The sequence below is a fragment of the Pedobacter sp. NJ-S-72 genome (assembly GCF_053890575.1).
The window spans coordinates 1,550,876-1,572,884 of sequence record NZ_CM132681.1 but is presented as its reverse complement, the minus strand read 5'-3'; the positions used below and the strand labels follow the sequence as shown (position 1 = coordinate 1,572,884).

Below are 22,009 nucleotides of genomic sequence, written 5' to 3'. Positions count from 1 at the left end.
ATGAGAAACAAACTATATAATGGCTTTTTATTATTATTAATTACATTGAATCTGATAGCCTGCAAAAAGGGTTTTTTAGATAAAAAGCCTGATAAAGCTTTACTGATCCCTGAAACCTTACTTGATGTTAAGCAATTGCTTGATAATAGTAGTCAGGTATTTAATATTTCTCCTGGTCTTCATGTGATAAGTGGTGATGAATATATAACGGATGAAAGTACATTGTCAGTCCTGGATATTTTTGAACGAAATAGCTATTTATGGGAAAAAGATATTTATCCGGGGGAAGTCGATGTGACCGATTGGTCCATTCCTTATAAGCAGGTTTTTTATGCTAATATAGCTCTGGAGACACTTGAAAAACTTAACCCACCAGAAAAAGATAAAAAGGAGTGGAATAGGCTTAAGGGAATCTCGTATTTTTATCGTGGCTTTGCATTTTATAACCTGACTAAACTATTTGCTGCACAATATGATAAACAAAATGCTGGTCAGCTTCCGGGGATTCCACTTAGATTAAAATCAGCTATCAATACACCTTCCGTAAGAGCAAGTCTTAAAGGTCTTATGGTCAGATCATTAAAGATATAACTATAGCAAATGATTTATTGGCCTTAAATGAGGAGGTTAAGACGCGTCCGGATAAAAAGGCATCTTTAGCGCTATTGGCAAGAGTGTTTTTAAGTATGGAGGATTATAGCAATGCAGGTAAATATGCAGATTCTTGTCTTGCACTTCAAAGTAAATTAATTGATTACAATACAATTAGTCAAGTTGGTACAGCCCGCCCTTTCCCATCGGCTTTTCCTGTTGGAAATTTGGAGATACTTTTTTTTTCAGGAATTATAAGCTACACTTTTCCAACTTTTGATTCTAATATAATTATTGATCCATTTCTTTATAAAACTTATAATAACAATGATTTAAGAAAATTGCTTTTTTTTCGGGAACGTTCTGGAAATGAACGAATGACTTTCAGAGGAACTTATGCAGGGAATAATAATAACGTGCTTTTTGCCGGTTTAGCTACTGATGAAATGTATTTAATTAGTGCTGAATGTATGGCAAGGCAAAACCGGATTGAAGAAGCAATGGCTACGCTGAATAAATTGCTCCTAACAAGATGGAGAAAAAGTACTTACATTGATAAAGTAGCTTCTAACAAGGCTGAAGCCTTGCGGGTTATCTTAGAAGAGCGTAAAAAGGAGTTGATTACCAGAGGTTTAAGGTGGGATGATCTGAAAAGGTTAAACAAAGACCCTATTTATGCAATAGAACTGCGAAGGAATATAAATGGTAAAATATATGTGTTGAAGCCGAATGATTTGCGGTATGTGTTCTCACTTCCAGATAATGAAATAAAAAGATGGTATGATTCAAAATCCAAGATAAAAAAGAGAGCCGGGTGTTAATGCCGGCTCTGCTTTATACTCAACTGATTGTTACCATTGTCTAGTCAATTGGGACATAATTTCCCCTATCACCCGTTGGTTCTGCTGAAGTATTGTATGGGGTTTCACCTAGTTGAGGTACACCCACGAATTTAAATTTGCAAACGAGATTTCGGATGCGATTTACAGGTGTAATTTGGATTCTCAGGTATCCATTGCCCCGTCGTATAATTATACCCATAAAAATTCAAAAGCTTCTTATCTGTTTTAAAAGCACTTTGAGTAAAAACGACACCTAACCCTAGCAGCATAGCCACTACAGGTAAATTGAACTTTAAATTTTTCATTTTTTTAAGATTTAATTGTTAACGATTCTTGTTTTCTTACATCCTGTATCCTGGAACTATCCCAGGCATACCTAACCACTTTTCTCATTTTTTCATCCTGCCTCCTTTTAGAATTTGATATTGAAACATTAACCCAACGCCTGCAAGAACCAGAAAAAATACATTAAACCACAAGTGTGTCCGCCATTCCAAACTATTCAGTACACCACCACAGGAACAAGGGATGTGGTCATAATAACCGGATAATACCAGAGCGATATATCCTGTAAACAATACCATAAGCAAGGCAGACAAAATCAATCCCAACAAACGAGAACCCTTCACACTATAATTAAAATAACCGCTACTAGTTCTATCCCAGGGATGAGATACAACAAAACTTCCACCACGAATGGCGGAAATACCTGCATGCTTAACTGCCTTTGGAAATCTTCAAAATCAGCCAGTTTACTAAATGCTGTATAAGCAAAAAGCAAAACAAGACTTCCGCAAATCACCTCTATAATTAGTGGCTTTTTCATGATATCTTTCTTTTATTAAAGATACCTGCTAAACAACCCGACCTAAATCAGAAAATGACCAGGATCAGTAGGTCTGATTTTGGTCGGGTTGTTATATCAAAACTTAATTTTACCACGCAACCGGCTTAATGTGTCAGGGGCCATGCCCAGGTAAGAAGCAATATCTTTCTGTAAGCTTGTATTCATTAAAGAAGGAAAACGTCCGAAAAGTTTAACGAAGCGTTCTTCAGCATTTAATACTTTCAGATCCACGCTTTGTTCAAGCAAATCGTGTTGATGCAGTTCTTTTAACCCAAATTCAATTTTATAAAATGCAGGAAACAGCCTGATTAATTTAGGGATGGCAGTATACGCTAAACTAAACCAGATAGAATCTTCCAGCAATTCAATATTTTCATTTGTTGCTTTTTGAGTAGAAAAACCAGAATGAGCATATGTCATCTGGTCGGGATACCAATACCAAATAGTTGTTTGCTGAGCGGGTGTGTCAATATAAACCCTTGCCGAGCCTTTAATCATAAACCAACAACTATTCGGTATCTGTCCGGCGTTTATCAAGTGATGCCCCTTGATACCGTCTTCTTTTACTAATACCTTACCCATATACTCTTTAAGGGCTTCTGATACGGGGTGATACTGACTGAAAAGGTTAAATAATCTTTCTTTTTCCATGATTTTCGGGTTGCTGTCCTGGCCAATAATGAGACAGGCTATAGTAACAATATAATGATAATATTTCCTGTTACTTACTAACTTAATTTAATTGGATAAATTATTATATATTTTTTGATTTAATTTTTTGATCAAAAAATATTGACAAACCATTTAAACTATTAGATAATCGATTTGTGAATAGGATTTGTACTTTTGTTTTTTTGTAATCTTGCATAAATTGGGAAATACTTTAACATCAAATAGAAAAAGAGTTCTGATCTGGTTATTCGTGATCCTGTGTTCAGGATTTATTTTTTTAACCTTTATAGTAGCCTTATTTCCACCATCAACTATCGACCTGGGGATTTCAACAGCTGTACAGTCAATTCAGAGTCCTGGATTAGACAGTGCAATGAAATTTATAAGCTGGTTTGGTGCTTTTCCTGTTCCCATGTTCATTGGATTACTGGTTGCAATGACTTTTTACTTGTTTAAATTACGTAGAGAAGCAATATTTGTTCTGCTAACATTTACCTCCGGAGCAATCAGTACGATCATAAAGCTCATCGTGAACAGGCCAAGACCAACTGTGAACCTGGTCAGAATAGTAGAAGTTGCCAGGCAACAGAGTTTTCCAAGTGGGCATACACTCTTTTATACCATTTCTTTGGGTTTTTATTGGTACTCATGTGGAATCTTAAACAGATTAACAATATCGTGAGAGTAACTGTAGTAGTAATATCGGCATTTTTGATCTTAACAATACCGTTTTCAAGAATATACCTGGGAGCTCATTGGTTTACCGATGTATTAGGTGGTTTGATTCTTGGTTTAATCTGCTTATATATAATCAGCGTTTTATATTTAAAAAAAGCACAGGCATAATGTACCTCGGTTCGTACGAACATGCGTGTGAGTCCACGTCAAGTCCACGTCGGGTCCACGGTGAGTCCGCCTTTTCCTGAAAATAGATGGACTCACTATATATGCCTTCTAAAACTGAGGTGAATTCACACCCATTTTCAACCGAATAGTATATTATCGATTATAATTGGCTTTTTTTAAACTGACGTCAATAATATAATTATATACAAAACTTTTATACTCAAAATGAGTTATAAAGGTTTAATATATTTACTGCTTTTAAAATCTGATGATATATTTTATGGATAACTATGCTAACTGATGCTCTTTTTCAAGCTCTTTTCGAGACACCATCGCCGCGTTTATTATTAAATGCCGTTGATTCAGATTATAAAATCATCTGTGATAATCATGCTTTTAAACTTGCCAGCTATAATACAGCTGTAAGTAATATCGGGAAAAATATCTGGGATGTGTTTAAAACAGAAAACACTGATGCTGATAACTTAACTTTGCTCAGAAATAGCCTGATTCAATCGGCTGAGCATAAACAAAAAGTATATCTCCATGATTTTAAGTATTGCACTCCTGTAAGTGGAAAAACTGTAAAGTACTGGGATCTTGAAATTACGCCGGTAGGGGCTAAAGATGATCATTTTCAATATGTTATCCTTACTATTCAGCGTCAAAAAGACAAGAAAGATATTGAACATCAGCACCATCCGGAGCTTTCCAGTGTTATCAGCCATATCCCTGTTGCGTTATGTATTTTATCTGGTAGAGAAATGATACTGGAGGTTTAAATGAAGGAATGCTGAACTTATGGGGTCGGAATAATTCTATTCTGGGGTTGCCTTTATTAGAGTTTATGCCAGAAATCACTGACCAGGTATTTCCAAATTTATTACAACAAGTTTATACTTCAGGAATTCCCTTTAGCAGTAAAGGAACTGCGGTAGAACTCATGGTTGGAGGATACATGCAAACAGTTTATATGGATTTCTCTTATACGCCTCTGCGGAATAATGAAGGTTTCATTGATAGTATTTTAGTGATGGCTGATGATGTAACTGATAACATACTTGGTTTGCAGCGTGAACAGCAGTTAACTGAAGAGCTGAAAGTTATCAATAAAGATTTAACAGCTTCCAACCTGGAACTGGCAGAAAACGAATCCAGATTCAGATTTTTACTGAATGCATTGCCACAACAAGTCTGGACAGCTAACTCAATAGGGCTGCTTGACTACGTCAATCAGGTGGTTTGTGATGATTTTGGTTTTGATATTGAGACTGTGGTTGGTCATGGATGGCAGAAATTTGTTCATCCGGATGACTTAGCCGAGTCTCTGGAAAGATGGGCAAATGCACTGGAAACGGGATGTGAGTATGTAACTGAATTTCGGCTGTTATTTAAAGACGGAAATTATAAATGGTTTTTAGCCAGAGCTATTCCGTTAATTGAAAATGACAAAATTCTTTTGTGGATAGGAACAAATACCAATATTGACCTTCAAAAAAATAATGAGCAACGGAAAGATGAGTTTATATCCATCGCCAGTCACGAGCTTAAAACACCTTTGACGAGTATTAAAGCATTTAATCAGCTGATCCAGCGTAAAAATAGTGAGCATTCATTGGATGGGTTTATCCTAAAGTCAGCTCAAAATATAACCAGGCTGGAAAGATTGATTAAAGATTTATTGGATGTTACTAAAATCAATGCGGGCAAAATAACATACGAAATGGAGCCTTTCGATTTCGGGAAAATGGTTGCAGAGAGTATCTGTAATGTTCAGCTGACCGCCCCAGCACATGAAATCGTGTTTGAAAATGCAGTTGATATTACCTATTTAGGTGACCAGTACAGGCTTGAACAAGTAGTCCATAATTTCTTGACCAATGCAGTGAAATATTCTCCAAATGGTAAAAGGATAATTGTCAGATCTGTGATACTAGATAATAATCTCATTGTTTCTTTCCAGGACTTCGGGATCGGTATAGCAGAAAAAGACAGCAAACGGTTATTTGAACGATATTATAGGGTAGACGACAATGCCATGCGGTTTGAAGGACTTGGACTTGGTTTATTTATCTCTTCAGAGATTTTGAGAAGACATAAAGGGAATTTTTGGATTGAAAGTGAGCCCGGTAAGGGCTCTACTTTCTACTTCCGTTTACCAATTTCCTGATCAATATTATTTAGTTGGTATGGGAAATTCTTTATAGGATAACCCGCCAACTATACCCAGTCCATTTTCTATATTACTGTGTATAATAACTTTTTCTGAAAAAGGGCTGTCCTCACTATCATCTGCTTTTGAAACGCTCTTCAGATATTTGAAGCTTGTTTCAGTCAGTAAAGAGACTTCTATATACATTTTTTTTGAACTGGAATTCTGATCAGTAGTGAATGAATAAAATATAGTTTCGCCAGCTGGCTGTGCCTTATCTACAAACCAGGCTTTCTTTTCTGAATTACCGCTTCCAAAAATATCACTTGTATTTACCGGACGAATATAGAATGGTGTTTTAGATCCCGTATTTCCCGTTCCATTGTCTTCGTATAAAATCCTGAATCTGTAATATTGTTTTTCCTTACTATTGTTTTTTTAAGCAGGAAGTTGAATTTTAGTTTATAACTATCGCTATTAGATTCGATAACAGATTGATTATTGATTTCTATGGTAGATATATCCGGGATTACATCACTGCCCTCAACCAGCTTAAAGCCTGGGAGCGCGGCTGTTATTTTGTACTTTTTATCTTTAAGAGCTACGGTATTACTTACGTAATAAGTTTACCATCTATTACTTTTTTTTTTTTTAATAACTCTTTGAAAATATCATTTTCATAAAGTTTTGTTTCGGCATTATCTGCTTCTTTGAATGATTGCCCCCCGGATAACCTGCCAGATAAAGAAAAGCGGACTTTCAGGAGACTATTTTCATTCATGAGCACATTAAGAACTGGTCTGTCAGCATCTGCCGGCAAGTCGATATTCAATTTTTTTTCGCACGATGTGAAGAGGAAAATAGTTAATATAGGAAGGAAACTAAGTGTTTTCATTGTTTTGATATTAAAATTTAAGACTGTAAGAGACACTAGGCATGATTGGTAATAAGCTATTTCCAGTTAGATTAGCTGTATTGCCTTTGTAATCTTTGATGTTGAAATAGAATAAATTCTGTCTGTTGTAAACATTATAAATACTAACATTCCAGGTACGCACCTTTCCGCTCTTTTTGAGTTTTATAAAGCTGACACCAAGATCCAGCCTGTGTGTAGGCTGGATGCGGATATTATTTCTGGACTCTATGTATTCTAGTTTTTTATCAGAATTATCATGTTGTTTATCTTGTTCAGGACCAATACCTTCAAACTGGGTAGTAGCCATGGTAAATGGTGATGCACTTTGATAAACAAAAGTTGCTGAGAGCTCAATACCTGGCTTTAATTTATAAACACCAACCAGGTTAAGCGTATTTCTGCGGTCGTATTTATAAGGGAACGTTTTTCCATTGTTTATTTCTGGCAGACTGCGGTTTGTCCATGCAAGCGCATAACTTGCCCAGCCAGTTAAACGACCGGTTTTTTTCTGAAGAAATAACTCCAGTCCATAAGCCTTTCCTTTACCAGTAGTAATTTTGTTCTCCCAATCATTATCCTGGCTGGTCACCACATAGTCTGCGCCATCCTTGTATTCAATAATATTATTCATTGTTTTATAATAGCCTTCGGCTGAGAATTCAAACTGATCATTGAAAATATTACGTGACGCGCCCAATGCAAATTGATTAGATTGCTGCGGAAGTACTTTACTTGTTGCAGGAACCCATAAATCGGTAGGTAAGGAAACAGAATTACTGGCCAGCAAGTGCATGTATTGTGTCATCCTAGCATAGGATGCCTTTAATGCCCAGTCTCCCGGTAACAGATAACGTGCGCTAATCCGTGGTTGCACAGAGGTGTAGAGCTTGCCTTGTACGTTGAATCCGCTAGCGTGAAGACCTATGTTTGCTTTTAGCCTGTCTGTTATTGTCCAGTCATCTTCTGCATATAAATCCATCTCTTTTCCTCTGATTTTGGAGTTGATATTTTCATCTTTTAAAACTTCGTTATTGAAAGTCTGTTTAGAAAGACTGCTTCCGGGAGTAAAAGTATGCAGGGTATAAGAACCTCCCATTTTTATGCTGTGTGCAGGTAATGGCAGATAGTCGAAGTCAATTTTAGCTGTGTAATCTGTAATTCCTGAGTTAATACTTAATATATCATCTGAATTCACATTTGCTTTTGAACCGAAAATCGATGAGGTCATGGTGGTATTGAATTTATACTGTGAAGTAGTCAGCGTTGTATTTGCAAATAATTTGCTGGAGAAAATATGATTCCAGCGCGCTGCGCCGGTCGTGTTACGCCATCCCAGACCAAAGTCACCCAGGGTAGTAGTGCCGTCATTGATAGCTCCTTGTCTTACTTTGGTCTGGAGTTTATCCTGGCCGTTGTAAAAGCTTAAATACAGATGATCTTTATCTGAGAACTTATGATGGATTTTGGCATTTAAATCGTAAAAATAAAGTTTAAATTTTTCTACATCGGGATTCGTACTCTTTAATATAGGCTCTATAAATAAATCGTGATATGTCCTGCGTCCTGAAATGATAAAAGAAGTTTTATCCTTTTTGATAGGTCCTTCAATTGTTAATTGTGAGGCTAGTAAACCAAGGGTAAACTGTCCGTGTACTTTATTCATATTACCATCATTCATAGAAATATCTACTACTGAAGATAAACGACCCCCATATCGGGCTGGGAATGCCCCTTTATAGAGATCAACGTTTTTAATCGCATAAGTATTAAATGCTGAAAATATTCCCAGTAAATGGGATGGATTATAAAGAGGAGCACCATCCAGTAAAATCAGGTTTTGATCTGGAGAACCACCGCGTACCAGCATTGCACTTGTACCTTCACTGCCTTGCTGTACACCCGGTAATGTTTGCAATGCTTTAAATAAATCCGGTTCACCAAAAAACTTAGGGAGCGCCTGGATCTGGCTGATAGGAAGATTAATCTTACCCATTTGTGACGTGTTTTGAATAGGCTGATTATGAGTCCCTTTGATAACTACCGTGTTTAATTCGTTTTGCAGCGGTTTCAACCTGAATGCGACCGTACTTTTTAAGGACAGATTTATCAATGTATCTATACTTTGATAACCAATATAAGAGATACGAAATGTCGCAGTATCAGCAGGAACAGTAATACTGAAATAACCATAATTATTAGTCGTAGTACCAGTTTTTGTACCTCTGGTGTTTATACTCACACCAATTAGCGTTTCGCCGGTAGCCTGGTCAGTTATTCTTCCGTTTAGTGTTTTGGGGTTGTTTTTTTGCGCGGGAATAGGTTTTAAATGGGTTTGTGCTAAGGCAAGATTGTTTTTGAAGCTGGTCAGTAGAAAAAAGAGGAGGGTTAATTGTAGTAAATTTTTGAAACTGTGTGTGCTCATAAATAAATTAAATTCACAGCTAAGACGCACATAACAGGCATACCCCTACGGATTAGTAAATATTATTTAAAAGGATTGTAGCATTATGAAGCTGATATACGTTTTACCTTTTGATAACGATTTTTTATCTATTAATCCTCTTTTTAACTATAATATGAAGATATGTTTTCACTTACTTAGATTTATGCTCCTGTGTTGCAGGGGGAAACTAAGGTCATAGCTTAAATTGTTTTTTGATTTCGCTGGCTATCCACATCTCAACTAATTGCAATATTTAAAAAAAAAAAGTTCATTTATCTTGTGGTTTTTTAAGTATTTAAAATTAAAATAGTATTTTGAGCAAAAAACGAAATTGATGAAGAAATATATTGGAATAGCAGTTTTGTCAACTCTCATGGCCTGTACTGGCTCGGTGAAAAAAGAAACTGCTGTAACAGACAGCAAAGCTACTACTGATCAGGCAGCAGAGGTGAATGATGTTAAACTTGCCGACCCTAAAACGGAAAGTATATATAAGGGCTATATCAGCTTGAAAAATTCGCTGGTTGCTGATAATGCCGCAGCTGCTCACCAGACAGCCCTGGATCTGGCTACCTCACTTAAAGCTTTTGAAGGTTGCGAAAATACAGCGTTAATTGCAGAGAAAATTGCTGGTACTGAGGATATTAAATTGCAGCGTAAAGAATTCACTGCATTGAGCTCTGATGTGATCGCGCTCTTTAAACACGCTGATATTCAGCAAGGATCCATTTATGTACAGCATTGCCCGATGGCCAATAATGGCGATGGGGGGGGGGGGATTGGTTATCTTCTGAAAAGAAGATCAGTAATCCATATTATGGAAAAGAGATGCTGACTTGCGGCGCAGTGCTGGAAGTTATTAAAGCAAAAAAATAAGCTCAATTCTTACTTAATGATGACCTGCGGTTAACAATTATTTAACAGCTTTGTTATCATTATATGTAAGCTATTTAATTAGAATAGTTAAATTTGTTATTTATAAATTAGAAGATATATGTCAGATATTGCAGAAATTAAGATCGATGGTAAAGTATACGAATTTCCCATTGTAACTGGAACCGAGGGTGAAAAGTCAATTGATATTTCAAAATTAAGGGATTTAACGGGGCACATTACGCTGGACTTAGGCTACAAAAATACAGGATCTACAAAAAGTGCAATTACCTTTTTAGATGGCGAAAAAGGAATCTTAAAATACAGAGGGTATTCGATCGAAGAGTTAGCAGAAAAATCTACTTTCCTTGAGGTTGCCTTTCTATTGATTTATGGCGATTTACACAGCTAAGGCTCTTGAAGATTTTCAGGCTCAGATTACTAAGCATACGCTGATCCATGAGGATATGAAGAAATTCCTGGATGGTTATCCTTCAAAATCTCATCCGATGGCTCAGTTAGCTTCATTGGTGTGTTCATTGTCAACATTCTACCCAGAGTCACTTCAGGCTAATTCTTCGCCTGAAACAATGGATCTGACTATGATCAAATTACTGGCTAAATTCCCAACGATCGTATCATTTATCTATAAAAAATCTTTAGGTCATCCACTGATCTATCCTAAAAATAAATATGATTATGTAAGTAACTACCTGAACATGACTTTTGGTCAGCGTACAGAAGAGGTTGAAATTGACCCGGTAGTAGTGAAAGCAATGAATACTTTATTAATCTTACATGCTGATCATGAGCAGAACTGCTCTGCATCTACAGTAAGAATGGTGGGTTCTTCAGATTGTAATTTATATGCTTCAGTTTCTGCTGGTATTGATGCTTTGATGCTTTATGGGCCGCTTCATGGTGGTGCTAACCAGGCTGTAATTGAAATGCTTGAACTGATCAAAGAAGACGGTGGTGACACTGAAAAGTGGATTAATAAAGCAAAAGATAAAAATGATCCTTTCCGTATGATGGGATTTGGACACAGAGTATATAAAAACTTTGATCCACGTGCTAAAATTATCAAAAAAGCATGTGATGATATCCTTGAAAAATTAGGTATTAATGATCCTGTCCTTGAAATTGCTAAAAAACTGGAAGAAGCTGCTTTAAGCGATCCTTATTTTGTAGAGCGTAAATTATATCCTAATGTAGATTTTTACTCAGGTATTATTTACAGAGCTTTAGGTTTCCCTACTGATATGTTTACTGTATTGTTTGCATTGGGTCGTTTACCAGGATGGATTGCACAGTGGAAAGAAATGCACGAAAATAAAGAGCCAATCGGCCGTCCCCGTCAAATTTATGTTGGACATACGAACAGAGCTTTTGTTGAAATAGAAAAACGATAGTATTTATATCCTGGTTTAAGAAATACCTTATTTTTAGATCAGATATATTTGAAGCCCTCTTTAGCGAAATCTAAAGAGGGTTTTTTGTGTTTAAAAATAGGATGATGTGATTGGGATCCCTTCAATAAACAAATTTAGCAGAGGATTTTTATGCGCTTTGAATTTAATATTCCACTTTACTGATCTGTATCCTTTGTAAATTTCCCTGATCGTCTTTTATGGTAATGTTCGCTGTTTCTTTACCAGCAAGTATATGCGGACGGTTCAACATATCACAAAGGGTTACTTTGGAGTAGTCAACATCATCTATTGCTACAATTTGTTGTCCGGGTTTTACCTCGTTTTTATATTTGTCCCAGACTACACCAATAGCCAGCCTGTCATTAATAACAGTAGGTATGAATGGCCATTGTTTCTCTTTGACTTCGTTGTTATTTTTTTTTTTGACTGTTAAAATAAAACCGGTTATGAATGAAGTCTAGTGTGACTATTCCGTACTACTTAATAATTTTTGATCCAATAGCTGAAGTCCCACTTTTATTGGTCTCAACAATGATGTTGTTAAACAGGCTGTTGCCAATTTTCATTTCGGGGAATCTTAGTAAGTATTTTTCTGCACTTTGCTGTAATCCTAACCCACCTATGGTATTGGCTCCATAACCTTTTGCAAGAGTTTGGTAAACGCCAGAATCGGGCAGCTGGTTAATGATATCTTCAGAAATTCTCAAAAATTCATTATCACCAGTATCAAATCCAAGGTTTAAAGTAATATTATCTTTCAATACTACTTTGATAATCGGGTTACTCTGATAACTTGTGTTGGTCACCATTTCCGAACTGTAGCTATCATTTAATTTTAATTTCTCCAGCTGATCGGTCAGGATAATTACATGTCTGATCCCATCGATACTAACAATAGAGTTGCGCAGAATATTACTTCCAATTACGCCATCTATATTCCAGCATTTATAAAAATCAGGAAAGAAGGTAATCGCAGGAATCGCAGGAATATGATTAAATTGAATGCTGCCTATTTTGATTTTGGGTATTTGAACAACACCCATCGTATCAGTAACCCCATTAACATCCGAAAGTGTATCTTCATCAAGAAACCGGGCTTTCAATTCGGTAACAAGCTCTGGGCCGATAGCCACAGGAGCGCCAGTATCAAATAAAAACTTATGTTTTTTACTATTCAACTCTACCTGAATGAACATTTTTCCATTGATAGTTTGATAGGGGATCTCTTCGTAATAGTTTTTAGCTGATGTTCCTCCCTGGTTGTAGGTAAGATTCTGTGCATAGGCTCCGGAACAAATAGCTAGCAGCAAATAGAGGTTAAAAATGAGTTTCATTTAAAAATGATTAGATAGCCCGAATTTAAACGTTTTATCCATGTTTCGCTAACAGGATGCATGGGATTTAACATTTTTTAAGAACTCGCAGTTTAGTTAATCTTTAGCCAGCCTGTAATACTTAATCTTGGTTTATTCGTAACCAAAACCTCATGTACCAGCTCACTGCTTTTAAAGAAAACACTTTTGCCATTATCAGGCGAGATGTTTTGTAAATGATCAGGATGATGGATACAAAGTTCTCCGCCATCGCTTTGCTGCCAGTCTGTATTCAAATAGATAATCATTGAATATTGTCTGCTATCATTGTTTTTGAACTGATCGAGGTGTTTTTTATAAAAACTGCCTTCCTCGTATAGTGTATAATGAAATTCATAACCCGTTATACCTGTATAACAAGTGCTGTTCAGATAACTGACAAAACTATCCATCAGCTCAAAAAAACTGTTTTCATGGACATTATTGTGCTTTTTATCCAGCCAGTAAATTTTATCACTTCTTACTAATTTATTGTGAGCAACCAGGGTCTCGTTGCCTGTTCCGGCAAACAGCAGTAACTGATCTTTATATAAATCATAGAGATTTTCTTTGAGTCTGGCTGCTAAAGCGACGCTTAAGAAATTTTCTGTAATACCAACTTTATTATCTATAAAACTGTCAATTAGGACATTGAAGGTGTTTTGCAAGGAGGGGGGAAGGAATAATAGCTGACAAAACGCCAGCATGTTGGTGAAGGTAGGTTTAATTAATCAATAAAATGCTAGTTTTGCATTTCTAAAATAATAGCTCAATTTTATCAAATGAATTTATTGGAAGCAAGAGTACTATGGAGTTATGATTATGAACTGGAATCACAAACGGGAATTAATAACATTGCTGCCCAGTTTAGAGGCACTCCTCCGGTGCATAATCATACAGGAGTTTTATCTTTAACAAAAAATGGAATAAATATCAAAGGAGATGAAGATCTGATTATCTCACTAGCAGATATAGAAGAGGCATACGTGGGGTTTGATGAAAGTTATCAGCGTAATTTTGTCAAAAACCTTGGTTTGCTATGTCAGCCATTGCGAATTGTAACTAATAATGGGGATGCAAAGCGTACTATATACCTGATCCTGGATTATAATTATTTTGGATGTGCTAAAAAAACCTGACCTTATTTGATATGCTACAGGAGATGTTAGCCTAAAAGGAAAAGATTTCTTTATGAAATCTCTTCCTTATGATTCTTATTCCGTTTAGCCGGGAAAAAATATTTACGTTTGCAATTCTTCACAATAACTATGGCAGATTTCTTTAAAAAGTACGGAATTAAAATAATATCAATCTTATTAATCATACTTATCCTTGGTGATGCATGGCTTTTATTGACCAATGGCTTTTCATCTCCTGTATTATCGGGTTTGATTGGCTGTTCACTTACTTTATTCGGCCTTAATTATTTCAAGAACAAAAGTTAAGCGAGGATACCCTCACTGATTTCGTTATAAATAGCACTGGTTTCCAAAACAGGAATGTCTAAAGCATCCCCATAAGCTATGATTGCTCCGGCAAATAACTCTAATTCTGTATGCTCTTTTCGTGATTGTACGTCTAGTTGTAAAGATGTTGGCGTTTGAAAAGGAAAAGATGCGGCTTTCTGAAATGTCAGGTCAATGATGTTTTCAGGGGTATGTATTCCTTTTTTTAAAGCTATTGCCTGTATTTCCTGCATGATTCTTAAAGCTCTTTCATGTAATTCCGGCTCTTCATTAACCTGTCCTATAGACTTGTTATACCTGGCGGAAACCAATCCAAAGCTCGCTATAAAGAAGTATTTAGACCAGATGGAGGGAAATGAATCTTCTTTGTATTCGATGTCAATTTGCGCGTCTTTAAATAAATCAACTATAGACTGCGGGTCAAATTGCTTGTTTTCCGGATCTTTTCCAACAATAATTTTTCCAGGATTTCCTTTATGTTCAACAACTCCTTTTTCTTTGATATGGGAGGCTACATAAACACATGACGGAAGGACAATGCCATTAGTTATGATTTTGCGTATTCTTTCATATATATCAACACCATTCATTAAAGGCAGGATAACTGTATCATTTTTGATCTTGTCTTTTAATTGGTTACAGATGTTTTCAAGGTCGTATTCTTTTACACAGATTATTACAAATACGTCAACCTGACCTAATTCAGCAACATCTTTAAATATTTGATGCGGTCTGGCAATACTGTCCTCATGCTCAGCAGAAAGTAAAGTAAGTCCATTTTCTTTAACTATTTCGTAAGTCTTTTCGCGGGCGATAAAAGTTACATTGACTGCGTTATCTGAAGCATACTTTTGCGCAAGTTTAAATCCAAAATAACCGCCAACACCACCAAGCCCAATTATAGCAAATTCTGTTGTTTTCATTTTTCTATTAAAATTTTAACTGATGTAATTAATAATTCGCAAGGCGGGCAAATTACATGTTATCAGGTGTAAATCCTAGTAAAGAAAATGAAATGATGTAACTAAGCTATCAAGTACTTAATGACTACCACTATTACCCATTCAGACAAATTGAAAGTAAGGTAATACAGGATAATTAGTGTAAGTGTTTTTTTTAGGGTCATTTTAACAGACCGGTTATAAAATAATTTTAAGCCTGTATATAAGTACCATACCATGCGATCCCCGCAAGTACGGCACAGCTGATAAGCATACTGGTAAAAGATGCTTCGCCGAACACATACTGTTTAAGAGGAACAGTAATTGAAGAGACTATAAAAAATGCAGTCATTCCATGAATTGTGAAAATAAGATGATCGATATAGTAGATCCTGTTTTTTCTGAAATTCAACATAATAAAGAAAGCAAGCAAAGGCATTAACAAGAAGAATTGTTTGGGCTGATATTTTTTAACTTCTTCTTTAATATCCCAGTGATCTTTATCTTTTTTTAGAGTGAGATAGATTTGTTTCTTTTTGTATTGCCGTTCGATCCAATTATCACGATTTCGTTCAGGTAAAGTCTTCTGGCGAATTGTGTAGGCCTCATAAGTACTGTCCAGGCGTTCAGCATGAATATTGTTGAATTTATCAATTTTTTTCTGTAGAAAATTAGATGGCGTTTTCTGATAGATCTTATTCAAACTATCCAGAATAAGCTTTTGATCTTGAAAATCAAGTTCCCGGAACTCTGTTTTGGTAACCTGGTCCAGCAAGAGATCAGGAACACCTTTATACTCCTTCTTATCAAGTAAAATACTATCTTTTAATTCGCGTGCGTTTTCAGCAGGTGTTTTTTCCTGATGATGCCCATATTCCATCGCATGGGGGACAATCAGGAAATAAACTATAGAAACGAAAATATAGAGACTGACCGGATGAATATATCTCGCTCTTTTACCTGCGAGGTAGTCCAGTGTAAGCTGCCCCGGTTTAGTTAACAAGGGTATAAGTGTGTGGAAGAACTTAGAGTCAAAATGAAAATAATGACCTATACTATGTGAAATAAAGCCCCAGAAGGGTTCTTTCAATTCCAGGTTAGGCTGACCGCATTGACTGCAGTAATGTTTTTCAACATGGCTGCCGCAATTCAGACAGTTTTTTTCGTGACGATAAGTTCCTCCAGACATCTGTTAATAAATTACATCAATACGCCTGCAATAGAAGCAGAAAGATATGAAGCTAATGTTCCGCACATCAGTGCTTTTAAGCCTAGTTTAGCCAGGTCTGCACGACGTTCTGGTGCAAGCTCTCCAATTCCGCCAATCTGCATACCAACGCTGCTAAAGTTAGCAAAACCGCAAATAGCGATACTGATAATTAATACACCTTTTTCGGTAACGATCGGAACTGCTTTAGTCGTTAGATTTTTGAAAGCTAAAAACTCATTCACTGTTAGCTTCTGACCAAGCAGGGTAGCTGCATTACTTACGTCAACATCGGGGATACCCATTGACCATGCAAATGGATAAAACAATCTGCCAAAGATCCAGTCCAGTGATAAATTAAAGTTTGGATTGAAAATGTGTCCTATATGAACAAGTGTATAATCTACTAATGCGATTAAAGCAATGAAACCAATCAGCATTGCGATGACGTTCATAGCAATCTTAAAGCCTTCTCCTGCACCATGCGAAATGGCATCAATCAGGTTAGTATATTCACTTTTTACTTCAAGTTTTACTTTACCCATAGTTTGTGATACCTCTGTTTCAGGGAAAACTATCTTAGAAATGATCAGTGCTCCAGGAGCTGCCATTAAACTGGCCATGATCAATTTTGGGGCAAGGTTCATTCCTGCCTGTGCACCCATATTGGCGTAAACAATCAGAATACCACCAGCAATACACGCTAAACTACCACTCATAGAGGCCAGCAGTTCGCTTTTAGTCATTCCTTTAAGATAGGGCTTGATCATTACCTGTGCTTCAACCTGGCCAACAAATGCGCTGGCTACGTTACTTAATGCTTCTGCACCACTCACACGCATAATAAAGTTCATACCTTTTGCAATGACAGAAACAATACGCTGCATAATGCCAAAATGATAAAATATAGCTACAAGCACGCATACCAGGATGATCGTAGCTGTTACGTTAAAGGCAAAAATAAAACTTTCGGGTGCAGCATAGGCATGTGTTTTACCATCAAAACCGATTACAGCAACGCCACCATAGACGAAACAACACACCTACTTTAGCAAATTGCTCGATTTTCTGCATTCCTTTTCCAAGGAATTCAAAGAAGTGTTGTACGGGCGCAACTCTTAAAACGAGAATTGCTATGACGATCTGGAGCGTAAGCCCACTTGCTACAAGTCTAAAATTAATCTTCTTCTTGTTGTTAGAACAAAGATAAGCAAGGCCCAGTATAAAAATGACGCCAATTACTCCGTGAAAACGCTCCATAAAAAATATTCAAATAAAAAAATTTGGGTAGAAAAAATAAAGATGTGTATAAACTTGCAAATAAATAACTATTGGGATGAATTTCTTTTATTTAGTTCATCTCTGATACGGGCCGCTTTTTCATAAGCCTCCTCAGCAATAGCTTCCTGAAGTTTTTGATTAAGTTCTTCAATACTAAGACTTCCAAAGCCAGTTCCGGGAATTGAAGTATCAATATCGTCCTGTCCTTGTTCCTTATTCAGGTTGTCCATGTTTTCGAGAAAAACAAAGTCGTTACCCTTCGATAACGATACCTGCTGAGGATAAAATAAATTCGTATGTGTAAATTGATGAGTTGAAACGAACGGCCAGCGCAATTGCGTCTGATGTTCTTGCGTCGATCTCTTCTGTTCTTTCACCGTCTGTACAGATCAGCTTCGCGAAGAAGACACCGTCTACAAGGTTGTAGATTAGAATTTCTTTGATTTCAATTTTATAAGTCTGCGCAAATGTTTTGAACAAGTCATGAGTCAACGGCCTGCTTGGGGTCATTTTTTCAATCTCTATTGCAATAGCCTGAGCTTCGAATGCACCTATGATGATAGGCAAACGTCTTCTGCCGTTTACTTCTCCAAGTACCAGTGCGTAGGCTCCGGATTGGGTTTGGCTATAGGATAAGCCAACAATATCTAGTTTTACTTTTTTCATATTTATGAATATCTGGCGGAAACTCTCATCTCCGCCAAATATTAATATTAAGCCTGGTGTGCTTTTAGAGCCTCAATTAATTTAGGAACAACTCAAAGGCATCTCCAACGATTCCGTAATCTGCAACTTTAAAGAAAGGAGCTTCCGGATCTTTATTGATGACTACAATTACTTTAGAAGAACTTACTCCAGCTAAATGCTGAATAGCTCCTGATATACCTATAGCAATGTATAAATTAGGGCTGATGGCAATACCTGTCTGACCAACATGTTCTGAATGTGGTCTCCAGTCTGCGTCTGAAACTGGTTTAGAGCAAGCTGTAGCTGCACCTAATAAGCCAGCCAGTTCTTCGATCATACCCCAGTTTTCGGGGCCTTTCAAACCTCTTCCTGCTGAAACAACTAATTCAGCATCCGGTAATGAAATTTTATCTGTAGCTCTAACGATTTCTTTTACAATCGCTGCAAGATCAGTAGACTGAACAGCAGGAGAGAAGGTTTCGATCGCAGCTGTAACTGCTGATTCTTTTACACCAAAAGCATTTGGGTTCAAGGCAATTACTTTGATTGCTGAAGTCAGTTCGGTAACGCGAATGCTTTTCCTGAGAAAGCTCCTTTTTTAACAAGGAATTTACCGCCATCTAATTGTGGAAGCTCAACAGCACCGTCAACTAAACCTGCTTTTAATTTAACAGCTACACGTGGAGCAAGACCTTTTCCAGTGAAAGAGTTTGAAAGTACGATGACATCAGCACCTTCTTTACCTGCAGCTTCTGCGATTACAGCAGCATATGCCTGGTTTACGAAATTCTTTAATTCTGCGCTGGCAACGTTTAATACTTTGGCAGCACCATATTTACCTAGTTCTTGTAATTCGCTATCTGCAACGTTACCGATAGATACTGCGGTAAGGCTAGTCCCTGTTTTATCTGCAATGGCTTTTGCATAAGAAACCGCTTCAAATACGGATTTCTTAAACTTACCGTCGACTTGTTCTACATATACTAAAACTGACATATTTTTTTGCTTAGATTTTTATAATTAATTTTTTAAAACAGACCTTAGATTACTTTAGCTTCGGTATGCAGCAGGCTGATCAGGTTTGCAGCTTCTTCGGCCGGGATCAATTTAACAGTTCCGCGGGCAGGAGGAGTCTCAAACTGGACTACTTTAATTACTTCTTCGATTGGTCCGGCAGCTACAACAACTAAAGGTTTAGACCTTGCTGACATAATACCTCTCATGGTAGGGATTGTTGGTACAGCTACACCTTCAGCACAGCTGGCTACAAATTTACCAGTAACAGTAACTACTTCTTTACCACCTTCAATTTCTCTTTCAAGAGTTGCAGTCGTACCGTCATAGTCTAATTTTTTAATAATAGAGATAGAAGGGATGTTTAAAAACTCACCTACCATTGCAGCTACCTGCGCGCCGTTATAATCAATTGATTCACGTCCGGTAAGGATTATATCAAAATCACCAGCTTTAGCGTATTCAGCTATCTGAAAAGCTGTGAAATAGGCGTCACGAGGTGCTGCATCAATTCTGACAGCATCATCTGCTCCAATTGCCAATGCCTTTCTGATTGTAGGCTCTGTACTGCTTTCTCCAACATTAACCACCGTTACTGTTCCTTTTCCGTCTGCACAAAGTTCGATTGCTCTTGATAATGCAATTTCATCATATGGGTTCACGATAAACGTAACTCCCGCAGTATTGAATTGGGTATTATCATTAGTAAAAGTTATTTTTGTGGTTGTGTCGGGCACGTTACTGATACAAACTAATATTTTCATATGAATAAGTTGTTTTTTAAATTGATGAAGCCTTTATATAAAAGTTATTGGTTTTTATCTTCTTAAAATATAACGGTTTAAAAAAAATGTCTTTTTGCAAATCTAATTAAAAAAGCAGGGATTTAAAATGCAAAGTACCCGATTAAACAAGTTATTATCTTTTTTGGCAACAGAACCCAATGATCCATTTATCCTATATGCGCTGGCAACAGAGTATAACTCATTAAATGATACTGAACAGGCCTTTCATTATTATCTCAAATTAGTTGAAGATCATCCCTCATATGTTGGCACATATTATCATTTGGGTAAATTGTATCAGAAACAGGAGCAAACTGATAAGGCTGTTGAGATCTATCAGCTAGGGATGAAACGGGCGAGGGAAAAGGGCGATGTTCATGCTTTTTCTGAATTGCAGGGCGCTTATAATATGGCTGCCGGCCTGGATTACGAAGACGATTAATCAAAAGAATGGAAAAACGGCAACTACTATTTATCAAAGATGTTTTCCTTTTTACATTTACAGCATTCGGTGGCGCTCAGGCACATATGTCACTTTTGCTAAAGTATTTTGTTAAGCAAACTAATTATATTTCAGAAGAGGATTTGTTAGAGCTGAATGCTCTGGCGCAAATTCTGCCCGGGCCGGCATCTACGCAAACCCTGGTAGGAATAGCACATAAAGTTGGTGGCCTTAAACTGGCATTGATTACTTTTCTGATCTGGATTATTCCTTCGGCTGCGATTATGACTTTTGCAGCGCTCAGCTTCGCTCAGCTTGATCATCATAAAGTACAATTTGTGCTGATCCTGAAATATATTCAGCCAATCGCATTAGGTATTGTTGCATTCGGTGCATATACACTTTCAAGGAAAGTACTGGTTACCCAGACGGCCATATTTTTAGCGGTTTCTGCTGTAATTGTGACATTGGTATTAAGAAATGCATATGTTTTTCCTTTAGCAATCCTTGTTGGCGGGATGATTTCATCCGCTTTGGAAACCCCGAAGGAAGAAAGTGAGATCAGAGTTAAGCTTTTTGCAAACATAAATCCGAAAAAACTGGCTTATTTTTTTGGGGTAATGTTGTTTTTAGCTGCACTAGGGGCTATCATCAACAGGACTTCTCCATTTAGTTTACCAATCAGGCTTTTTGAAAACTTTTACCGTAACGGGATATTTATCTTCGGAGGCGGGCAGGTTCTGGTTCCTCTGATGTTCACAGAGTTTGTGCAAATGAAGCATTATCTCGGTTCTTCAGAGTTTTTATCAGGTTTTGCATTGCAGCAGCAGGCTTTACCCGGGCCGACATTCTCTTTTACCAGTTACCTTGGGGCTTTAAGTATGAAAAACTTTGGTTATGGAACTTATGGACAGGTCCTGGGAGGAATAGTAGGAGTACTGGGTATTAATCTTCCGGGATTGATCTTAGTCTTGTTTATCGTTCCTTTCTGGGAAGATTTGAAGAAAATTACAAGGATAAAAAACTCTTTGTCCGGGATAAATGCAGTTAGCGTAGGGTTTATTATTGCTGCATTTGTATTATTGATAAAGCCTGTCGGATTTGATATCCTGTCAATTTCTCTGATTGCTGTTACCTTTCTGATCTTAAATTTCACGAGGATCAGCCCTCCGCTGATTGTTCTTGCAGGAATATTACTGGGTTACTTCATGTAACCCAG

Annotated in this window: 23 protein-coding genes and 4 pseudogenes; 11 read left to right on the top strand and 16 right to left on the bottom strand. The window is 36.9% G+C overall.

Features of this window, described 5'->3' with window-relative positions:
* Window positions 1–591 carry a RagB/SusD family nutrient uptake outer membrane protein gene (locus tag ACWYN3_RS10420; RefSeq protein ID WP_456221088.1) on the top strand — a complete coding sequence of 197 codons (591 nt, stop codon included), beginning with the start codon at window positions 1–3 and terminating at the stop codon, window positions 589–591.
* A 17-nt stretch (window positions 592–608) separates the two neighbouring features.
* Window positions 609–1,412, top strand: coding sequence for a RagB/SusD family nutrient uptake outer membrane protein (locus ACWYN3_RS10415; protein ID WP_456221087.1), 804 nt, complete (start codon window positions 609–611; stop codon window positions 1,410–1,412).
* Window positions 1,413–1,543: 131 nt separating this feature from the next.
* On the opposite strand, the gene ACWYN3_RS10410 is transcribed toward ACWYN3_RS10415, so the two are convergent.
* The 4 genes from ACWYN3_RS10410 to ACWYN3_RS10395 all read right to left on the bottom strand — a co-directional run bounded on the left by ACWYN3_RS10410 (window position 1,544) and on the right by ACWYN3_RS10395 (window position 2,931).
* Window positions 1,544–1,738 carry a DUF6520 family protein gene (locus ACWYN3_RS10410; protein WP_456221086.1) on the bottom strand — a complete coding sequence of 65 codons (195 nt, stop codon included), beginning with the start codon at window positions 1,736–1,738 and terminating at the stop codon, window positions 1,544–1,546.
* Window positions 1,739–1,822: 84 nt separating this feature from the next.
* Window positions 1,823–2,062 (bottom strand): MauE/DoxX family redox-associated membrane protein, encoded by a 240-nt coding sequence (locus ACWYN3_RS10405; protein WP_456221085.1) that lies wholly within the window; start codon window positions 2,060–2,062, stop codon window positions 1,823–1,825.
* A complete protein-coding gene (locus ACWYN3_RS10400; RefSeq protein ID WP_456221084.1) occupies window positions 2,059–2,259 on the bottom strand; it encodes a MauE/DoxX family redox-associated membrane protein in 201 nt (66 codons plus the stop codon). The genes ACWYN3_RS10405 and ACWYN3_RS10400 overlap by 4 nt, the downstream gene beginning before the upstream one ends.
* 96 nt (window positions 2,260–2,355) lie before the next feature.
* Window positions 2,356–2,931, bottom strand: coding sequence for a Crp/Fnr family transcriptional regulator (locus ACWYN3_RS10395; protein ID WP_456221083.1), 576 nt, complete (start codon window positions 2,929–2,931; stop codon window positions 2,356–2,358).
* A gap of 220 nt (window positions 2,932–3,151) precedes the next feature.
* Between ACWYN3_RS10395 and ACWYN3_RS10390 the strand changes: the two genes are divergently transcribed.
* The 4 genes from ACWYN3_RS10390 to ACWYN3_RS10375 all read left to right on the top strand — a co-directional run bounded on the left by ACWYN3_RS10390 (window position 3,152) and on the right by ACWYN3_RS10375 (window position 5,968).
* The gene (locus ACWYN3_RS10390) at window positions 3,152–3,634 is read left to right on the top strand and encodes a phosphatase PAP2 family protein (RefSeq protein ID WP_456221082.1); all 483 of its coding nucleotides are present in this window, start codon (window positions 3,152–3,154) and stop codon (window positions 3,632–3,634) included.
* The gene (locus ACWYN3_RS10385) at window positions 3,601–3,798 is read left to right on the top strand and encodes a phosphatase PAP2 family protein (protein ID WP_456221081.1); all 198 of its coding nucleotides are present in this window, start codon (window positions 3,601–3,603) and stop codon (window positions 3,796–3,798) included. Before ACWYN3_RS10390 ends, ACWYN3_RS10385 begins: the two co-directional genes overlap by 34 nt.
* Before the next feature lie 290 nt (window positions 3,799–4,088).
* Window positions 4,089–4,580 (top strand): hypothetical protein, encoded by a 492-nt coding sequence (locus tag ACWYN3_RS10380; RefSeq protein ID WP_456221080.1) that lies wholly within the window; start codon window positions 4,089–4,091, stop codon window positions 4,578–4,580.
* A gap of 8 nt (window positions 4,581–4,588) precedes the next feature.
* Window positions 4,589–5,968, top strand: a complete 1,380-nt coding sequence (locus tag ACWYN3_RS10375; RefSeq protein ID WP_456221079.1) for a PAS domain-containing sensor histidine kinase — start codon at window positions 4,589–4,591, stop codon at window positions 5,966–5,968.
* Between the two features lie 6 nt (window positions 5,969–5,974).
* Here the strand turns inward: ACWYN3_RS10375 and ACWYN3_RS10370 are convergent.
* The 3 genes and pseudogenes from ACWYN3_RS10370 to ACWYN3_RS10360 form a co-directional block, all read right to left on the bottom strand.
* Window positions 5,975–6,370 (bottom strand): annotated as a pseudogene (locus ACWYN3_RS10370) (DUF4249 family protein); the annotation flags it as partial.
* Window positions 6,371–6,563: 193 nt separating this feature from the next.
* Window positions 6,564–6,845 carry a hypothetical protein gene (locus tag ACWYN3_RS10365; protein ID WP_456221078.1) on the bottom strand — a complete coding sequence of 94 codons (282 nt, stop codon included), beginning with the start codon at window positions 6,843–6,845 and terminating at the stop codon, window positions 6,564–6,566.
* A gap of 10 nt (window positions 6,846–6,855) precedes the next feature.
* Complete coding sequence (locus ACWYN3_RS10360; RefSeq protein ID WP_456221077.1) at window positions 6,856–9,288, bottom strand: TonB-dependent receptor; 2,433 nt, start codon at window positions 9,286–9,288, stop codon at window positions 6,856–6,858.
* A gap of 355 nt (window positions 9,289–9,643) precedes the next feature.
* On the opposite strand from ACWYN3_RS10360, the gene ACWYN3_RS10355 reads away from it, so the two are divergent.
* Entirely contained in the window at window positions 9,644–10,144 is a 501-nt protein-coding gene (locus ACWYN3_RS10355) for a DUF3347 domain-containing protein (protein WP_456221076.1), read from the top strand.
* 159 nt (window positions 10,145–10,303) lie between these two features.
* Window positions 10,304–11,594, top strand: a pseudogene (locus ACWYN3_RS10350) (citrate synthase).
* A gap of 497 nt (window positions 11,595–12,091) precedes the next feature.
* Here the strand turns inward: ACWYN3_RS10350 and ACWYN3_RS10345 are convergent.
* Window positions 12,092–12,949 carry a retropepsin-like aspartic protease gene (locus ACWYN3_RS10345; RefSeq protein WP_456221075.1) on the bottom strand — a complete coding sequence of 286 codons (858 nt, stop codon included), beginning with the start codon at window positions 12,947–12,949 and terminating at the stop codon, window positions 12,092–12,094.
* 92 nt (window positions 12,950–13,041) lie between these two features.
* A complete protein-coding gene (locus ACWYN3_RS10340) occupies window positions 13,042–13,674 on the bottom strand; it encodes a 2OG-Fe(II) oxygenase (RefSeq protein WP_456221074.1) in 633 nt (210 codons plus the stop codon).
* Between the two features lie 75 nt (window positions 13,675–13,749).
* On the opposite strand from ACWYN3_RS10340, the gene ACWYN3_RS10335 reads away from it, so the two are divergent.
* Complete coding sequence (locus ACWYN3_RS10335; protein WP_456221073.1) at window positions 13,750–14,106, top strand: hypothetical protein; 357 nt, start codon at window positions 13,750–13,752, stop codon at window positions 14,104–14,106.
* Window positions 14,107–14,408: 302 nt separating this feature from the next.
* Here the strand turns inward: ACWYN3_RS10335 and ACWYN3_RS10330 are convergent, their stop codons facing one another.
* The 7 genes and pseudogenes from ACWYN3_RS10330 to ACWYN3_RS10300 all read right to left on the bottom strand — a co-directional run bounded on the left by ACWYN3_RS10330 (window position 14,409) and on the right by ACWYN3_RS10300 (window position 20,327).
* Window positions 14,409–15,356 carry a ketopantoate reductase family protein gene (locus ACWYN3_RS10330; protein ID WP_456221072.1) on the bottom strand — a complete coding sequence of 316 codons (948 nt, stop codon included), beginning with the start codon at window positions 15,354–15,356 and terminating at the stop codon, window positions 14,409–14,411.
* A 229-nt stretch (window positions 15,357–15,585) separates the two neighbouring features.
* The gene (locus tag ACWYN3_RS10325; protein WP_456221071.1) at window positions 15,586–16,563 is read right to left on the bottom strand and encodes a DUF3667 domain-containing protein; all 978 of its coding nucleotides are present in this window, start codon (window positions 16,561–16,563) and stop codon (window positions 15,586–15,588) included.
* Window positions 16,564–16,574: 11 nt separating this feature from the next.
* Window positions 16,575–17,624, bottom strand: coding sequence for a NupC/NupG family nucleoside CNT transporter (locus ACWYN3_RS10320; protein WP_456221070.1), 1,050 nt, complete (start codon window positions 17,622–17,624; stop codon window positions 16,575–16,577).
* Window positions 17,581–17,841 (bottom strand): Na+ dependent nucleoside transporter N-terminal domain-containing protein, encoded by a 261-nt coding sequence (locus tag ACWYN3_RS10315; RefSeq protein ID WP_456221069.1) that lies wholly within the window; start codon window positions 17,839–17,841, stop codon window positions 17,581–17,583. The genes ACWYN3_RS10320 and ACWYN3_RS10315 overlap by 44 nt, the downstream gene beginning before the upstream one ends.
* 68 nt (window positions 17,842–17,909) lie before the next feature.
* A pseudogene (locus tag ACWYN3_RS10310) lies at window positions 17,910–18,528 on the bottom strand (bifunctional nuclease domain-containing protein).
* Window positions 18,529–18,575: 47 nt separating this feature from the next.
* Window positions 18,576–19,545, bottom strand: a pseudogene (locus tag ACWYN3_RS10305) (electron transfer flavoprotein subunit alpha/FixB family protein).
* 44 nt (window positions 19,546–19,589) lie between these two features.
* Window positions 19,590–20,327: an electron transfer flavoprotein subunit beta/FixA family protein gene (locus ACWYN3_RS10300; protein WP_456221068.1), complete on the bottom strand. Its 738-nt coding sequence runs from the start codon at window positions 20,325–20,327 to the stop codon at window positions 19,590–19,592.
* A 163-nt stretch (window positions 20,328–20,490) separates the two neighbouring features.
* On the opposite strand from ACWYN3_RS10300, the gene ACWYN3_RS10295 reads away from it, so the two are divergent.
* Together ACWYN3_RS10295 and chrA are read left to right on the top strand one after the other, a co-directional pair.
* Window positions 20,491–20,790 carry a tetratricopeptide repeat protein gene (locus ACWYN3_RS10295; protein ID WP_456221067.1) on the top strand — a complete coding sequence of 100 codons (300 nt, stop codon included), beginning with the start codon at window positions 20,491–20,493 and terminating at the stop codon, window positions 20,788–20,790.
* A gap of 8 nt (window positions 20,791–20,798) precedes the next feature.
* The gene (chrA, locus tag ACWYN3_RS10290) at window positions 20,799–22,004 is read left to right on the top strand and encodes a chromate efflux transporter (protein ID WP_456221066.1); all 1,206 of its coding nucleotides are present in this window, start codon (window positions 20,799–20,801) and stop codon (window positions 22,002–22,004) included.
* The last annotated feature ends 5 nt before the right edge of the window (window positions 22,005–22,009 follow it).

Coding starts and splice junctions, on each gene's coding strand:
- ACWYN3_RS10315 (WP_456221069.1), bottom strand. CDS start 17,841: ATGGAGCGTTTTCACGGAGTAATTGGCGTCATTTTTATACTGGGCCTT.
- chrA (WP_456221066.1), top strand. CDS start 20,799: ATGGAAAAACGGCAACTACTATTTATCAAAGATGTTTTCCTTTTTACA.
- ACWYN3_RS10355 (WP_456221076.1), top strand. CDS start 9,644: ATGAAGAAATATATTGGAATAGCAGTTTTGTCAACTCTCATGGCCTGT.
- ACWYN3_RS10410 (WP_456221086.1), bottom strand. CDS start 1,738: ATGAAAAATTTAAAGTTCAATTTACCTGTAGTGGCTATGCTGCTAGGG.
- ACWYN3_RS10330 (WP_456221072.1), bottom strand. CDS start 15,356: ATGAAAACAACAGAATTTGCTATAATTGGGCTTGGTGGTGTTGGCGGT.
- ACWYN3_RS10385 (WP_456221081.1), top strand. CDS start 3,601: ATGTGGAATCTTAAACAGATTAACAATATCGTGAGAGTAACTGTAGTA.
- ACWYN3_RS10400 (WP_456221084.1), bottom strand. CDS start 2,259: ATGAAAAAGCCACTAATTATAGAGGTGATTTGCGGAAGTCTTGTTTTG.
- ACWYN3_RS10420 (WP_456221088.1), top strand. CDS start 1: ATGAGAAACAAACTATATAATGGCTTTTTATTATTATTAATTACATTG.
- ACWYN3_RS10365 (WP_456221078.1), bottom strand. CDS start 6,845: ATGAAAACACTTAGTTTCCTTCCTATATTAACTATTTTCCTCTTCACA.
- ACWYN3_RS10340 (WP_456221074.1), bottom strand. CDS start 13,674: ATGCTGGCGTTTTGTCAGCTATTATTCCTTCCCCCCTCCTTGCAAAAC.
- ACWYN3_RS10380 (WP_456221080.1), top strand. CDS start 4,089: ATGCTAACTGATGCTCTTTTTCAAGCTCTTTTCGAGACACCATCGCCG.
- ACWYN3_RS10375 (WP_456221079.1), top strand. CDS start 4,589: ATGCTGAACTTATGGGGTCGGAATAATTCTATTCTGGGGTTGCCTTTA.
- ACWYN3_RS10345 (WP_456221075.1), bottom strand. CDS start 12,949: ATGAAACTCATTTTTAACCTCTATTTGCTGCTAGCTATTTGTTCCGGA.
- ACWYN3_RS10335 (WP_456221073.1), top strand. CDS start 13,750: ATGAATTTATTGGAAGCAAGAGTACTATGGAGTTATGATTATGAACTG.
- ACWYN3_RS10300 (WP_456221068.1), bottom strand. CDS start 20,327: ATGAAAATATTAGTTTGTATCAGTAACGTGCCCGACACAACCACAAAA.
- ACWYN3_RS10325 (WP_456221071.1), bottom strand. CDS start 16,563: ATGTCTGGAGGAACTTATCGTCACGAAAAAAACTGTCTGAATTGCGGC.
- ACWYN3_RS10395 (WP_456221083.1), bottom strand. CDS start 2,931: ATGGAAAAAGAAAGATTATTTAACCTTTTCAGTCAGTATCACCCCGTA.
- ACWYN3_RS10360 (WP_456221077.1), bottom strand. CDS start 9,288: ATGAGCACACACAGTTTCAAAAATTTACTACAATTAACCCTCCTCTTT.